The 15,374-nt window shown below is 39.1% G+C and carries 15 protein-coding genes and 1 pseudogene; all 16 read left to right on the top strand.

The features are described from left to right. The 16 genes and pseudogenes from ccmD (at position 1) to ACMZOO_RS02065 (ending at position 15,274) form a co-directional block, all read left to right on the top strand. On the top strand, positions 1–210 hold the full coding sequence (gene ccmD, locus ACMZOO_RS02140; RefSeq protein WP_440905154.1) for a heme exporter protein CcmD: 210 nt from the start codon (positions 1–3) through the stop codon (positions 208–210). Beyond that, complete coding sequence (ccmE, locus tag ACMZOO_RS02135) at positions 207–689, top strand: cytochrome c maturation protein CcmE (protein WP_440905152.1); 483 nt, start codon at positions 207–209, stop codon at positions 687–689. Before ccmD ends, ccmE begins: the two co-directional genes overlap by 4 nt. Beyond that, entirely contained in the window at positions 689–2,707 is a 2,019-nt protein-coding gene (locus tag ACMZOO_RS02130) for a heme lyase CcmF/NrfE family subunit (protein ID WP_440905150.1), read from the top strand. The genes ccmE and ACMZOO_RS02130 overlap by 1 nt, the downstream gene beginning before the upstream one ends. Beyond that, positions 2,704–3,294 (top strand): DsbE family thiol:disulfide interchange protein, encoded by a 591-nt coding sequence (locus tag ACMZOO_RS02125; RefSeq protein WP_440905148.1) that lies wholly within the window; start codon positions 2,704–2,706, stop codon positions 3,292–3,294. Before ACMZOO_RS02130 ends, ACMZOO_RS02125 begins: the two co-directional genes overlap by 4 nt. Then, positions 3,294–3,767 carry a cytochrome c-type biogenesis protein gene (locus ACMZOO_RS02120; RefSeq protein ID WP_016954823.1) on the top strand — a complete coding sequence of 158 codons (474 nt, stop codon included), beginning with the start codon at positions 3,294–3,296 and terminating at the stop codon, positions 3,765–3,767. The genes ACMZOO_RS02125 and ACMZOO_RS02120 overlap by 1 nt, the downstream gene beginning before the upstream one ends. Beyond that, entirely contained in the window at positions 3,764–5,014 is a 1,251-nt protein-coding gene (gene ccmI, locus ACMZOO_RS02115; RefSeq protein ID WP_440905145.1) for a c-type cytochrome biogenesis protein CcmI, read from the top strand. Before ACMZOO_RS02120 ends, ccmI begins: the two co-directional genes overlap by 4 nt. 13 nt (positions 5,015–5,027) lie before the next feature. Then, on the top strand, positions 5,028–5,402 hold the full coding sequence (locus ACMZOO_RS02110) for a VOC family protein (protein WP_440905143.1): 375 nt from the start codon (positions 5,028–5,030) through the stop codon (positions 5,400–5,402). A 17-nt stretch (positions 5,403–5,419) separates the two neighbouring features. Next, positions 5,420–6,214 (top strand): MlaA family lipoprotein, encoded by a 795-nt coding sequence (locus ACMZOO_RS02105; protein ID WP_440905141.1) that lies wholly within the window; start codon positions 5,420–5,422, stop codon positions 6,212–6,214. Positions 6,215–6,281: 67 nt separating this feature from the next. After that, on the top strand, positions 6,282–6,482 hold the full coding sequence (locus ACMZOO_RS02100) for an addiction module protein (RefSeq protein WP_440905139.1): 201 nt from the start codon (positions 6,282–6,284) through the stop codon (positions 6,480–6,482). Between the two features lie 36 nt (positions 6,483–6,518). Next, positions 6,519–6,779, top strand: a pseudogene (locus ACMZOO_RS02095) (type II toxin-antitoxin system RelE/ParE family toxin); the annotation flags it as partial. A 66-nt stretch (positions 6,780–6,845) separates the two neighbouring features. Then, positions 6,846–7,919: a DNA polymerase IV gene (gene dinB, locus ACMZOO_RS02090; protein WP_440905137.1), complete on the top strand. Its 1,074-nt coding sequence runs from the start codon at positions 6,846–6,848 to the stop codon at positions 7,917–7,919. 38 nt (positions 7,920–7,957) lie between these two features. Next, entirely contained in the window at positions 7,958–8,461 is a 504-nt protein-coding gene (locus ACMZOO_RS02085; protein ID WP_440905135.1) for a GrpB family protein, read from the top strand. Positions 8,462–8,713: 252 nt separating this feature from the next. Continuing rightward, on the top strand, positions 8,714–10,255 hold the full coding sequence (lnt, locus tag ACMZOO_RS02080) for an apolipoprotein N-acyltransferase (protein ID WP_440905133.1): 1,542 nt from the start codon (positions 8,714–8,716) through the stop codon (positions 10,253–10,255). A gap of 97 nt (positions 10,256–10,352) precedes the next feature. Beyond that, on the top strand, positions 10,353–11,030 hold the full coding sequence (locus ACMZOO_RS02075) for a response regulator (protein ID WP_440905131.1): 678 nt from the start codon (positions 10,353–10,355) through the stop codon (positions 11,028–11,030). A gap of 21 nt (positions 11,031–11,051) precedes the next feature. Continuing rightward, complete coding sequence (locus ACMZOO_RS02070; RefSeq protein WP_440905129.1) at positions 11,052–12,356, top strand: sensor histidine kinase; 1,305 nt, start codon at positions 11,052–11,054, stop codon at positions 12,354–12,356. Positions 12,357–12,439: 83 nt separating this feature from the next. Continuing rightward, positions 12,440–15,274 carry a hypothetical protein gene (locus ACMZOO_RS02065; RefSeq protein WP_440905127.1) on the top strand — a complete coding sequence of 945 codons (2,835 nt, stop codon included), beginning with the start codon at positions 12,440–12,442 and terminating at the stop codon, positions 15,272–15,274. Positions 15,275–15,374: the final 100 nt, after the last annotated feature.

Here is a 15,374-nt window from a genome sequence, read left to right as displayed (position 1 = left end):
ATGGGTGCATTTGAATCTTTTGCAGATTTTCTCGCAATGAATGGATACGCCTTCTATGTGTGGCTATCTTACGGATTAGCGTTTTTGCTAATAATCGGCTTGTTTGTTTGGTCAAAATGGCAACGAAAGTCCATTGAACAAGAAATTGGTCAACAACAACAAGTTCGTACTATTAGGCAGCAACAAGTCAATTCGGAGATGAAACTATGACAACTAGACGGCAAAAACGTTTATATACTGGCTTGAGTTTAATCTTAGGTTTGGCGGTGACTGTTGGATTAATTTTATATGCTTTAAGTGAAAACATTGATTTGTTTTATACGCCAAGCGAAATCATTCACGGTAAAAAAGAAACAGGTGTTAAACCTTCAGTCGGCCAGCGTTTACGTATTGGTGGTATGGTGGTTGAAGGTAGCGTAAGACGCGATCCTGAAAGCTTAAAAGTAGAATTTGAATTGCAAGATACAGGGCCAAAAGTAATAGTGCGTTACGATGGTATTTTGCCTGATTTGTTCCGTGAAGGTCAGGGCATAGTTGCAAACGGTTATTTACGCGAAGGCAATGTGATCGAAGCTTTTGAAGTATTAGCTAAACATGATGAAGAATACATGCCGCCAGATTTAGCTGAAGCTATGAAAGGCATTAAACATGTTAAACCTTCTGAAAACCAAGAATTAGGATACAAATAATGCTGCCAGAGATAGGTCACTTTTCGCTGCTGATCAGTTTTGTATTTGCAATTTGTTTAGCAATTTTCCCGTTGATCGGCGCGCAAAAGAAAATTGTTGAATTTGTCGCGCTAGCTAAACCTTTGGTTTACGCCAATTTTGCCTTGTTGTCAGTGGCGTTTTTCTGCCTGAGTTGGGCGTTTTACCACAATGATTTTTCCGTTACTTATGTGGCGATGAACTCAAATTCTGATTTGCCTTGGTATTACAGATTATCTGCTGTATGGGGGGCACATGAAGGTTCATTGTTATTATGGGTATGGATTTTAAGCTTGTGGACTGCAGGTGTGGCTTTTTTTAGTGCGAGTTTAGATGATGAAGACGTTGCACGTGTGCTCGCGGTTATGGGCTTCATTGCCATTGGCTTTTTAGCATTTGTTATTTTTACCTCTAATCCATTTGAGCGAACATTTCCACTTTACCCAATTGATGGACGAGATTTAAATCCGCTATTACAGGATATAGGTTTAATTATCCATCCACCTATGTTGTATATGGGCTATGTTGGTTTTTCTGTTGCTTTTGCTTTTGCCGTTGCTGCGTTAATTGGTGGTAAATTAGATGCAACTTGGGCACGTTGGTCACGCCCGTGGACATTATCTGCTTGGGGCTTTTTAACTGCTGGTATTACTTTAGGTAGCTGGTGGGCATATTATGAACTTGGCTGGGGCGGCTGGTGGTTTTGGGATCCAGTTGAGAACGCATCATTTATGCCTTGGATCGCCGGTACCGCGCTTATTCATAGTTTAGCGGTAACCGAAAAACGCGGTGCGTTTAAAAGTTGGACTGTGTTATTAGCAATTTCTGCTTTCTCACTTAGTTTGTTAGGTACCTTCTTAGTTCGTTCAGGTATTTTAGTGTCTGTGCATGCGTTTGCGAGTGATCCAACACGTGGTTTATTCATTCTGATTTACTTGTTAGCTGTGATCGGCGGTGCGTTAACTTTATACGCTTGGCGCGCAGATAAAGTGGTCAGTACCCATAGATATAAATTGTTTTCACGTGAAGTATTGTTATTTATCAATAATGTATTGCTCGTCGCCGCGTTAATTGTTGTGTTACTTGGTACTTTGTTGCCTTTGGTACACAAAGAAATCGGTCTCGGCTCAATTTCAATTGGTGCGCCGTTTTTTGATAAAGTCTCTTCAATTTGGTTTATTCCTTTTATTCTAGTGTTGTCCATTGGGCCATTTGTTCGTTGGAAACAAGACAGATTTAGCCGAATTAGAAACAAACTGTTAGTTGGTATAGTACCTGCCATAATTGTCGCGCTAACTTGTTATCTCACGTTGCAAATTAATACCTTCTTTAGTTTGTTGGGTGTGGTTTTAGCAACTTGGTTAGCCGCTTTAGTGATTTACGAGTTGATTACTTCAAGTAAAAATAATCCACTGCCACTTACTCACTGGGGTATGTCACTTGGCCATTTAGGTTTTGCTGCCCTCGTGATAGGCATTGCCATTACTAAAGTCGCCAGTGTTGATAAAAGTGTCCGTATCAGCCCAGGGCAGAGTGTTACTGTTGAGAGTTATGTATTTAACTTTACCAAAGTTGAACAATTTCAAGGTCCAAATTATTCGGCTTATCACGCCCATTTTGATGTAAGCAATGGCTCAGATACCTTTTCACTGAAAGCCGAGAAACGCTATTACAAAATGCATTCAAATGTAATGACAGAAGCTGGCATAAACGCAGGTTTATGGCGCGATATTTATATTAGTTTGGGTGAACAGTTAGATGGAAAAGCTTGGGCAGTAACCGCCAATGTTAAACCTTTTGTCCGCTGGATTTGGTTAGGTGGTTTATTAATGGTGTTAGGCTCAATTATGTGTATTTTGGATAAACGCTATCGTAAAGTATTAGCGTGGCGCGAACAAAAAACAGAGCAGCCAACAGCATCAAATATTGTTGGTGGACAGAGTGTCGTGAACAAAGAAGCTTCTGATACCGTTATAGAGCAAAGGATTAAATTTGAATGAAGAACTATAAACTGCTCATTCCAATAGTTGCATTTTTATTGGTTAGTATCTTTTTGTATAAAGGTTTGTATTCAGACCCGACTAATATTGAAAACGCCAATCTAGCTAAACCTTTTCCAGAGTTTCAGTTAGCTGATTTAATGGATGAAAACAAGCTATACACTAAACAAGATTTGTTGGGTGATTACACTTTGATCAATGTTTGGGGAACTTGGTGTGTGACATGCCGAGTTGAACTGCCATTTATGACGCAGTTGCGCCAACAAGGAGTGAAAATTGTTGGTGTCTATTATGACAATGCCGCAGAAGCTGCATTTGGTGAATTAGATGTACGCAATACCCGTAAAGACGTGACTCAAATGCTCGCGCAACTTGGCAACCCATTCCAATTTAACATCTATGATGAAAAGCGTGACCTGTCGTTAGACTTAGGTGTTACAGGTGCGCCAGAAAGCTTTTTAATTGATGACAAAGGCACAATTATCGCGCATAGACGTGGGGCAATCGACCACAGAGTTTGGCAAAATGAATTTGCGCCTTTGTTTCCATCAGCAAGTGGCAGTCAACAATCACTGGAGCAGAATTAATGAAAAAATTATTTATCGCTCTACTAAGCTTTAGTTTTGTATTAATCACCAGTGTTGCGCAAGCGGTTGAAGAAAGTTATCCATTTGACGATGCCAAACAACAAAAAATCTTTGGTGAATTAGTTGAAGAGTTACGCTGCCCCAAATGTCAAAACCAAAACATAGCTGACTCAAACGCTATGGTCGCGATTGACCTTAAAAACAAAACTTATGAGTTAGTTAAACAAGGTCAAAGTAAAGATCAAGTTATCGACTTTATGGTGCAAAGATATGGCCAATTTGTGCATTACGATCCACCGATTAATATGGTGACTATTTGGTTGTGGTTAGTGCCAATTGTTATTGCTTTAGCCCTTGTTTTGTTTGTATTGAAAAAAGGTCGACGTGAAAAAGAGTCTACCGGCGTAGACGCGGAAAGTTTAGAGCAGGCACAAGCCCTGATTGATAAGTTTGAATCTAAAGGTAAATCGTGAACGAGTTAATATTAGTTTTAGTTGGCTTTTCAGTTATTGTCAGCATTTTAGTATTGTTGCCTTGGATGGCCAAACAACATAACTGGAAACAAGATAACCAACGCATTAGTGACTTATACGCTGAAAAATTACAAGAATTAGCCGCTGATTTACAGCAGGGCAAAATAGAAGAGCAAGCGTATAAATCTGCTAAAGAAGACTTAACTGTGCAGCTAGCAAGTGAGCTTGCTCAAGCTAAACAAAGTAGTGGTTTGCATATTTCTAAAAAAGCCATGTGGGTACTGCCTTTGGTTACAGCAGTTGTTGCTAGTGGTATTTATTATATTCAAGGTAAGCCAACACAAATGCAGCAGTGGTATCAAGCACAAAGCAATACTGTTGAGTTTGGCAAAAAATTAATGCAAGGCAATGAAAATTTCACTAAAGCTGAATTAAACGAATTTTACCTAGGCTTAAGAACTAAGCAGGCGGAAAAACCTGATGATCCTACAGGTTGGTTATTGTTAGGTCGAGTTGCCTACAGCTTAAATAATTTATCTGAAGCGATTGCGGCGTTTGAGCATGCGTTGAAGCTAGATGCTAATCACTATGCGAGTAAAATGAGTTTAGCGCAAACTTTGTTAGCTAGTGGCGACGAAAGCATGATGAAGCGTTCGGGGCGTTTATATAACGAAGTATTGCAGCAAAACCCAACAGACGGTGAAGCACTTACTATGGCGGGTTACGCTGCATTTCAATTGCAGAAGAATGAAGTCGCTGCACAATATTGGCAATTAGCGCTTAAATATTTGCCTGAAAACGATACACGCCGCAGTGCCATAGAACAAACTCTACCACAAGTGAGTGCACATGCTGCTATGGCTAAAGCGCCACATGCAAGCCAACCGGCGCAGCAAAGTGCGGCTGGAGCAAGTAAATCTTTGTTAATTAACTTTAGCTTAAGTGAACAAACTAAAACTAAGTTGGCCGAATTCCAATACTTAGTGGTATTTGCTCGACCACAGCTATCAGGTCCGCCAGCGGCGGTAGTGCGTTTGCCAATAGAAAATGGCCAGTTACCAACAAGTGTTAAGTTAACCGATGAAAATGCCATGATGCAGGGCTTTAATTTGTCTTCTTTGGCCAGTGCTTATGTCACTGTGCGGTTATCGAAAGACGCTGACGTCAGTTTGGCGGATGGTGAGGTTGAAAAAAATAGTGACGCCCTTACATTAGAGCAAAACACAGTTGTGTCTATAGAATTATAGGAACTGAATAAAATTGCGATTTAATCACTTCAATCTGAATGTATCAGCTGAACAAATTGAGCAAGTAAAGCAATTTTATTGTGATCTATTTGGTCTAGTCCAAGGGTATAGACCAAACACGAGCCGCCCAGGTTATTGGTTGTATGCGGGTGAACAACCTATTTTACATTTGAATCAAATTGTAGATATAGACAAAACCACAGCTGCTGGCTCGCACTATTCGTTAGACCATATGGCGTTTAATTTACCCAATATGGCTGACTTCGTTAACAAATTAACCAAACTGAATGTCACTTATGACAAAAGGACTTATGCTGACAGACCTAGCCAAATATTTTTGTACGATCCAGCTGGAATCAAAATAGAAGTTCAGTTTGAAATTGAATAATTTTCGGAACGGAAAACGTGAAACAAGTTAAATTATTAGTCGCTGCGGCGATCTTGATGTTAAGTGGCTGCGCAAGCAAACAAAGTGCAGATGCGCAAGCTACGGCGGCCAAACAAGCCAATTTACCCAAAGAAGTACAACAAGAAATTCCCGACCCATTTGAAGATGTAAACCGCGCAATATGGGACTTTAACTATGATGTACTTGACGCTTATATCTTAAGGCCGGTTGCGGTTGGTTATGAAGCTGTTATGCCACAATTTGCCCGAACAGGTTTATTAAATGCCGCCAATAACCTAGAAGAGCCATCGTCTGCGGTAAATAATTTATTGCAAGGTAAAGGCGAAGGCGCAGCAAAAAGCACAGGAAGATTTTTAATTAATTCAACTGTAGGTTTACTCGGTTTAATTGATGTAGCTAGCCATATGGGCCTTGAAGTGAACAACGAAGAATTCGGTGAAGTGCTTGGTAAATGGGGCATCAATACCGGGCCTTATATAATGTTACCTGCTATGGGGCCAACGGACACACGTAACTTTGCTGGTGATTTAGTTGATTCAGCCTACTTCCCATTGGATGATTTAACCTTGTGGATTAAAGCCCTTAGAATCAGTATTAAAGCTGTCGAAGGCCGAATTAGTTTAATGGCACAAGAGCAAATGTTAAACGACAGTTTAGACCCATACCTATTTGTACGTGAAGCTTACTTCCAACGTAGCCAATTTAAACTTTATGATGGTAATGTGCCCAAACCTCAGGTGACAGAAAAAGAAGAAGAAGACTTCGAAGCATTTTTGAATGATATGAATTAAAAAGTGCTCGTGCTCTTTTCGTTCGCGTTTGCTGTAGTCTAACCATGCCCATTTATTTAGGTGACTTATGAATCTTCAAGCTTTAAGTGTTTCAGAAAAAATACTCTTAGCTGAGCAAATTTGGGATTCTGTTTTAGCGGATGCCGATAAAGTTGAAATTTCTCAGCAACATACACAAATACTAGATGAACGTTTACAACAATTAGATTCTACTCAACAAGTAGGTGATAGTTGGTCAAATGTAAAAGCCCGTATTCTAAATAAATAATGAGTTTTCATTTAGCAGGTTTTACCTGATGCTGAAAAAGATTTAACTGACGCATATGAGTATTACGAAGAGTGCAGAAAAAACCTAGGCTCTGACTTTTTGCTTTGCGTTGAAGAATCTTTATCAAGAATAAGTAAAGAACCTTATTTATATCAAGTCGTTTATAAGAGTGTTAGACGAGTTTTATCTAGACGCTTCCCATACTGTATATATTACTTAGTCTTAGATAACAACGTTGTGGTGATCGCTGTTTTACATGTTAAGAAACACCCATCAAATTGGCAAAAACGTTCTTAAGATAACTGTTTAAATATACAGTTTTGTGGTAAATTCCCTCTGGTTAATTGAGCTAGAGGGTTATACATGAATAAAAAGTTTGTCCATATCGACATGGATGCTTTTTATGTTTCGGTCGAAATTCGCGACAATCCCAAACTTATTAATCAACCTGTTGCTGTCGGTGGTGCTTCTAATCGCCGTGGAGTGTTATCTACCTGTAATTACATTGCTCGCCAATTTGGTGTGCATTCTGCCATGCCAACTGCTTTGGCAATAAAAAAGTGCCCTGATTTAATTGTTCTACCCGGCCGAATGCAGGTATATAAAGAGGCCAGCCAACAAATCCGCCAAATATTTGCCCAATACACAGATAAAATTGAGCCATTATCACTCGATGAAGCTTATTTAGATGTAAGCAACAGTACCTTACACAACGGCTCTGCGACACTATTAGCGCAAACTATTCGTGAAGAAATTTACCAAACCACAGGGTTAACCGCATCGGCAGGCATTGCACCAATTAAATTCTTAGCAAAAATAGCTTCTGATTTAAATAAACCGAACGGCCAATACACAATTAAACCTGAGCAAGTACAAGATTTTATCGACGAGCTAGAGCTTAAAAAAATTCCAGGTGTTGGCAAAGTGACTTGGCAAAAGTTGCAAAACTATGGCTTGAATACAGGGTTAGATGTACGCAATTCTAGCCTGGAATATTTACACAAACATTTTGGCAAATATGGCCAAGTATTGTGGCGACGTTGCCATGGCATAGACGAGCGCGAAGTGGAAACAGAGCGAGTGCGTAAATCTGTTGGGGTAGAGCGCACTTTCAGCCAAGATTTTTTTAGCTATGAACAATTGCAAGTAATCTTAAATGACAAACTATTGCCTGAACTCAATCGTAGGCTTCAACCTTATTTGTCCAATCGGCAAATCGAAAAAATTGGCATCAAACTTAAATTTTCTGATTTTCAACTCACCACCAAAGAGCAACAGTGCCAAACACTCGATCACACAGTATTGCGTTATTTATTGCAAGAAGGGTTAAATAGATTTGATGGCAAAGCGCAGAAAAAAGGTGTGCGTTTATTGGGCGTTAATGTTGGTTTGAGTGAACAGCAAGGGGCTGTGCAACTTAAACTTGAGTTGGATTAGAGATAGCATATTTTGTTTAACAAGGGATATTTAAAATAATGACAACAGCTCCAGTTATTCTTGAGGCATATGATTCATCTTGGCCGCTAAAGTTTGCAGCTGAAAAACAGCATCTATTAACCATTGCAGGTAAGTGGAATTTTGGCAGTATTGAGCATGTTGGCAGTACAGCTGTGCCCGGAATGCTTGCCAAGCCAGTAATAGATGTCATGTTTGGGGTTAAATCACTCGCTGAGTCAAAAGCTGCTATCGACCTGTTGGTCGAGGCAGGCTACGAGTACTGGCCGTACAAAGCTGACGTTATGCATTGGTTTTGTAAACCTTCGAACGAGTATAGAACACACCACCTGCACTTGATTCCATACCAGAACGAATTGTGGAAGCAGCGAATAAAATTTCGTGATACGTTGCGCAACAATCAAGTTATTGCACAAGAATACGCAAATTTAAAACGTGAATTAGCTTCAGTGCATCATAACGATCGCGAAGCCTACACGAAAAACAAATGGCCGTTTATTAAAAGAGTTCTGGAGTCAATTTAACGAGTCATTCATTAATCTAAAATGTTGCTGAAATGCTCGCATTTCTAGACAACAGCAAATGGCGACAAATAGACTTTAGTTATTTTTTTAAAATCTAAAAGCAACAACGCGCCAGACTTTAACTTACGAAAGATTGTTAAGTTAGCTAAGTAGTTACAGTTAATTTCTACAGCTAAAGCTTCCTTCAATGCTGCTGTTACAGTTAGTATATGTAAAATAAAACTTAAAAATAAAATCACAAAGGTACTGACTTTGCTAAGCCGGTTTTCAAAAGGTTTATTGCGCTGTGCTGCAGCGTTTATTTCATCCGTATTTATATTGCTGGCATTTTATTTTCCCAACGCCAATTCGCTTATCTTTATAGCGCTAATCCCTGTAATTCTTGCCAGTGTTAACCTCAAGTGGCGTCAGGCTGCTTTATTGTGGTTGGCTGCTGCTATCGCTTTTGCTCTCGGGATCTATATTACGCTGCCGGATATCTTTATAGAAAAAGCGGCTGACAAACACTGGGTTGCTTATATCGGCTCTGCACTTATTACTATTTGGCAAATTATGCCTTTTATTGTGTTTGCTGGTTTAGCTAGTTTTTTCCGTTATCACAGTTTGCCTTATGCCTGTTTGCGAATGGCAACTTTGTTAACTTTACTGATTCATTTTATGCCGTCACCTTTTGCTTTGTCATTTGCTACTCATATTGAACTGCCTTTGCTTTTTTTGCAGTTGGCCGATTTGGGTGGAATTGCATTGCTGGATTTTTTGGTTATTTACCTCAATTTTAAAGTCGCGTTTTGTATCCATAAATTTTTTACTGAAAAGGCGTTAGATAAAGTACAAGTTATGACTGTCGCAGCGGTTGCAGCTGGTATTTTGTTATACGGTTATATACGCATTAACCAAATTGAATCTGAGTTGCTCAATTCAAGCAAGCTAAGCCAAGTAACTATAGTTCCAAGCGATTTTAAAACAGCGGTTACACGTAACCAGCAAGTGGAGTATTTGGCGGAGCAAACGCTTAGCGCAGTCGAAAATAGCCAATCCGATTTAATTATTTGGCCTGAACTACCAAATCCTGTACGACAAAAAGGTGGGGTAGCCTTTACTCGAGCTATAGAAAAAATTGGCGAAAAAACCTCTGCACCAGTGTTAACGCATAATTTATCTTTTACCTCTGAATTTAATTCTCTTACCCACAAACCGTATAGATACAATTTGTTGAGTTTATTTAAAGATAAACAATTAGCAGCGGAGCATAAAAAACAAGTGTTATTGCCTTTTGTTGAGTACTTACCGTTTGAGAATTGGTTGCGGGAATATTTCCCAAAAACCCATATTTATAAGGCAGGAAAATCAACAAATGTGATGTCGCTGAACCAAACACTTAATATTGCACCGTTAATTTGTTATGAAGCTGACTTTGCCAAATACGCTCAAGCAGCAGTTTCATCCGGCGCAAATCTGCTTGTTAGTGTAGCAAACGAAACTTGGAGTCATTCGCAATATCTAGCTAGAAAACACTTTTATCAAGCCCAGTTACGCGCGATAGAAAACCGTGTAGCTTTGGTTCGAGTTACCAATTCTGGGTACAATGGAGTGATAGAGCCAACAGGAAAAATTAACTGGCAGGCATATGGTGCGGTTGCAGCGCCAACGCTAGCGATTAAAACGTTAGACGCTAGCTCGTTTTATTCCTATTATCCAAATGCTCTATGGCTGATAATGGTTTTGGCTGGTTGGTTAATGTCAAAGCAAAGCTGGGTGAGACGATTGGGTAATAAAGCTCATTGTGACCTATGATACTTATGTATCATGAGAACTATCGCCAATTTGAACTGATTGGATATTTAAGATTAATAGCGCCCAGTCAGTTCGCAGTAAATAATTAGGCACTTAAATGAATCAAAATACTATTTTAATAGTCGAAGACGAAGTTTTGATAGCTGAGCTAATCGATACTTATCTGCAGGCTGCTGGTTTTAATACGCATATTTTTTATGAAGGAACTCAAGTGGTTGAGTGGGTTAGGGGAAATGCCCCTGATGTTATTCTGCTCGATTTAATGTTACCGGGTAAAAATGGTCGGGATATCTGCCGGGAAATCAGGGAATTTAGTATGGTGCCAATTATTATGACAACGGCTATGGTTGAAGAAGGCGACCGCATATTGGGACTTAATATAGGCGCTGATGATTATGTCTGTAAACCTTATAGTGCTAAAGAAGTGGTTGCCCGAGTTAAAGCCACTATCAGAAGAGTAGGTCATTCTCCAACTCAAGAACCGGCTGGTTTGTTTGTAAACGCTGAAACGCAAACGGTTAGTTACAATGGCAAAAAAGCTGATTTGACTGCAATAGAATTTAATTTATTTAATTTATTGTATTCGCGTCCTGGACAAATTTTTTCACGCAGCCAGATTCTGGATTTAGTGTATAGTGATTTTCGCGATGTTTCCGACCGAACTGTTGATAGCCATATCCGTAATTTGCGGAAAAAACTGTGTGTGTTTGCATTAAATAATAACCCGATTCATTCTGTTTATGGCGCTGGTTATAAATATGAATTAACTGCTTAACGGATAATCCTAAATTTTAAGATGAAAAATCGTTTTTACCGCTTTCTAACCGCAGGTATAGATTCAAAACACGATATTGCATTAACACGTAGGCTAGTGTTGATTTCATCATTGCTGACTATGATTATGGTGCTGTTTAGTTTTTTCAGCCTGTATAACCTGTTTCAGCAAAAATGGTTGCTCAGTGTTATGGATGTCGCTGGTTTTGCCGTGTCTGCGTATGCGATGAAAAAATTGCAGTTAGATAAAAACTATCGTTTTGCAATTCGGCTTGTAACCCTTGCTTTATCTGTATTTTTAATTTCATTTTCTGCGGTTAACCAAAACCAGAGTTATGGTTTAGTGTGGACTTTCTTTTATCCGTTATTTGTATTTATGCTGGAAGGGCGTAAACGAGGCGTGCAGTTCGTTTTGCCTTTTTATCTGATTCTAATTTCACTTGCTGGGCTTGGCATTGGAGAGTGGCAAAATGGTGAGTGGGATTTAACCAGTTTTATTCGTTTTTCAATTGCGTCAATTGTAATGGCTTATGTCTGCTATTTTAGTGAAATGGCAATAGAGAATTCACACGCTAAGTTAGAAGAAGCGAAAGAAGAACAAACTCGCTTACATAATCAAAGAACCCAACTAATGGCGACTTCTGTTGCACAAAAAAGTCAGGTATTAGCTGATATTTCACACGATTTACGCACGCCTTTATCAATTCTAAAAATGAATTTTGAACTGATAGAAGATGAAATATACACCGACAAACAAAAAGTATTTACCAATGTTTGGAAAACATTCACTGATTTTGAACAGCTTATTAGTCAGGTATCAGCAGCAGCAAGATCAGATGAACAATTTTTTTGTAATCAACGATCGCCGACTAATTTAGTCGAGATGATAGCCAGTATCACGGAAGCCCAAACTCGAGCAGTAAAATATAAATCGATGCAACTTTATTTTGTCGTTAAAGATAAAAATATTGTTGTAGATGTTGATCCTGATAACTTACGTCAGGCTTTATCCAATTTAATTGATAATAGTGTTAAACATACACATGCGGGTGGTGAGATTCATATTGCCGTTCTCAAATTTTCCGACAAGATCACAATTGAAATTGCAGACAGTGCACCTGGAATACCGACTGAAGATTTTACCCTAGTTTTTGAACCACTTTACCGCGCTGATGATTCACGTAATCGCGCAACCGGGGGAGCCGGACTTGGTTTATATATCAGCAAAAAAATAATTGAAGCGCATGGCGGTAAGATTAGTGCTGCTAACTCTACTTATGGTGGTCTTAAACTGACAATTGATTTACCTCTCCTGCAAAAAAATTAAAAAAATGCAATTCTGCATATTTGCTGCACATTTCTGATTTTAAATTCTATCGTGCCCAAGTTGTTACAGAGGAAGATAGAAAAATGGTACGTTTAAAATCAGCATCAGCAGGCTTATTCGGTCTGTTAGCATTAGTTGTAGGTAATCAGGTTAAGGCGGCTCCAGGCCCTATATATGAAACCACGTTTGACTTTGCGGCTTTATATTCAGCAGAAAGTGATACGTTTTTAAGTACCAAAGGGATTGCCAGTAATCAATACAATGCCAAATGGGTAAAAATGCATGGCAGTCAGGTGTTTTATAACCCAAGTAATAATCAAAGCCAGCAAATGGTGGTTGAATTAGTTGATGACAATGACGCCAATACCTGTATTTCGAATGGCGATACCATTTCTATTACTGATGTTCGCAACGGACTATTTTTAGGTTACAGATTCGGTCAACACACTTTTGGCGAAAACGTTCAAACTTATACGGTTGAAAACTTAGACACAACTTGTATTGGCAGCGACGGCAGTAGTCAATTTGGTTTAAGTTCGAATGGCAACTTATTGCGTGACGCAGAAAACCGCACTGTTTTTAAACTCTTTACCGGTAATATGGAGACGATTAATCAGTCTTCTGCTGAATGGCACCAATCGACTTGGAACAACGAAAAATTAGCCATATTAACCTATTACAGTGGTTTTCTTTCAGATGCGGGTTCACATATACCAACCGTTAATGGTATGGGTGAACGGTGGGAAATGATGGGGGTAGATGGTTTTAATGTAATGCGCGGATATTGTGTGCCAGATGGTGCACTATTGCGTCTGAGAAACGCAGGTAGAAACCAGTTTATAACCGCTGGAAATAATAATGCTTATTTAAGCAATGAAGGCTCACATTTAAAAATTATAAACCGTAGTTATCCGGGCGAATGTATTGAAGCCAAAGATAAATTTTCACTTTATCATATAGATTCAGGTCGTTATTTATCGGTTTATAAAGATTATTTTGGCATGTTTTTCGATCCAAACTATGAGCCAAAACACAATAATTTTGCTTTTAGTTTAAACCCAGATCTGGACTTTAATCGTAACCGCGCTGATATGACTATGATTGTCGCAGAAACTTACGATTTGAATCGTTTTGAATTTGATTTATTTAATATCAATATTCTCGAGCATGACGAAAACATGCTAGACCATACAGAAAACTCTTATTATTGGATGCCAAATTCAGACACCATTAAAAAGGCACGTCCAGCAGGCACAGTGATGCAGTACAGTTATCATTCAACCAAGTTTGAAGATGATACATTCTTTTATTTAAAGCGTGATGGTTCACAAAATCGAAACGAGTTTTTCGGTGCAACTACCGACGGCCATTCAAAAATTTATACCAACAGGCCTTGGGTGCAAAACTGGGAAAGTTTGCGCTTTGAATTTGCTGGTCATGACGACCAACTACATTTTGATCGATATAGTGGCCTAACTGAAGGTTTAGGTAACCAGATCAGATTATGGGATCCGGAAGATGAAGCATGGGGCTATATTGATACTTGGCGTTATCCTGTGCCTGCAAACGATGGATACATACAGGCAGATACAGATAAAAATATTGGTTTAGGTTTTTATTTTAAAGCACCTTCACAAGACCATATTGCGCCATTAAATGTGACAGCGCTTCGAACCAAACAAAAACGTTTTGTGTGGGTTGAAAATAATGGTGGTGGTCAGATTTTTGCTAACTCTACCGGTATTAATGAATGGGAAACGCTTTATTTCTTGCCTGTAAATCGCTCATCACAAGGCACGCGTCAATGTTTAAAACACAATGATAAAATATTTGTTCGTACAATTAATGACCATTTATTAATTGCCTTCCCTGATGGTCGAGTGACAGCTGAAAGCAGAAATTATTTAGAGTGGGAAACTTTTACTATCGTAAATCATACTCAGCAGGGTGGTTGTTTACGTCATGCGGACAGCATTAGTTTACTTACTTATCACAATACTTATATTACGAGTACGGATGATAAGTTGGTGCAAACATCGGCTATGGGTCCTTACTCAAGATTTACCATGATGCTGCATACTGGTGTGCCTAGTACTGATTTTGTCGCAAAAGATGAATTACGCCGTGGTGATTATTTAGAGCGTGGCCAGTATATGGTATCTGCCGGCAAAAAAATTGTTGCTCATTTTGATAATACCGGCAACTTTGTCATTCGTCGTGGTACTGGCATTAACGATATGCACGAAGTGATTTGGCAGTCGCATACTTCTGGCCGTGGTGATTTTGTTACTATTAACACCGAGAGCAAAGTTGCGATTTACAATAATAACAATGGTCTGGTTAAAACACTTTCACAAGCATCAGGCGATTTATTGGTATTAACCGACAACGGCCAGTTGGTATTAACCGATGGTGCACGTAAAGCAACCAGATGGAGCAGTGCAATGGAATCGAATCCTGCCGTATTAAAGGTTGCGTTTAAAACCTCATTTGAGCGTTATTTTAATTTAGATGGTGACAACAAAACGATTTATTCGCGCTCAACTTCAGTTGGCAGCAGAGAAATATTTACCATCACAAACCAAGGTAATTGTGTGGTTGATTACAGAAACTCATCAAATTCAATGTTAGGTATTAAATCAGTGGACGGTGAATATTGGCAAGTTGCTTTTGGGGGTAGTCAAATCAGTAGCATTGGCACGTCGCTTGGTGGGATAACTGCGTTCAACTTGATGAATCACACTTCAACTTTAGGTTGTATGATGCCGGGCGATTCAGTGACATTAATTACATTTGAAAATCGTTGGGTGCGTCCGGCTGTACATCAAAGAACGACGATTCAGGCAAATTCAAACTATGATGCTGAAGTTCATCATAGTTTAGGTGGTGCAAACCGTTTCACCGTCAGCTTCCATTAAAACATACTAAGCCTGATTAAACGGGAATAGTTTCAACTTTAAACACACTAACGCTTCATAGTGTTAGTGTGTTTTTGTGTTAATAAATCAAAAACTATTA

It is taken from the genome of Catenovulum sp. SX2, assembly GCF_052056295.1.
GTDB lineage: Bacteria > Pseudomonadota > Gammaproteobacteria > Enterobacterales > Alteromonadaceae > Catenovulum.
Note: the sequence above shows the minus strand (reverse complement) of the source record. Positions and strands in the feature narration are given on the sequence as shown.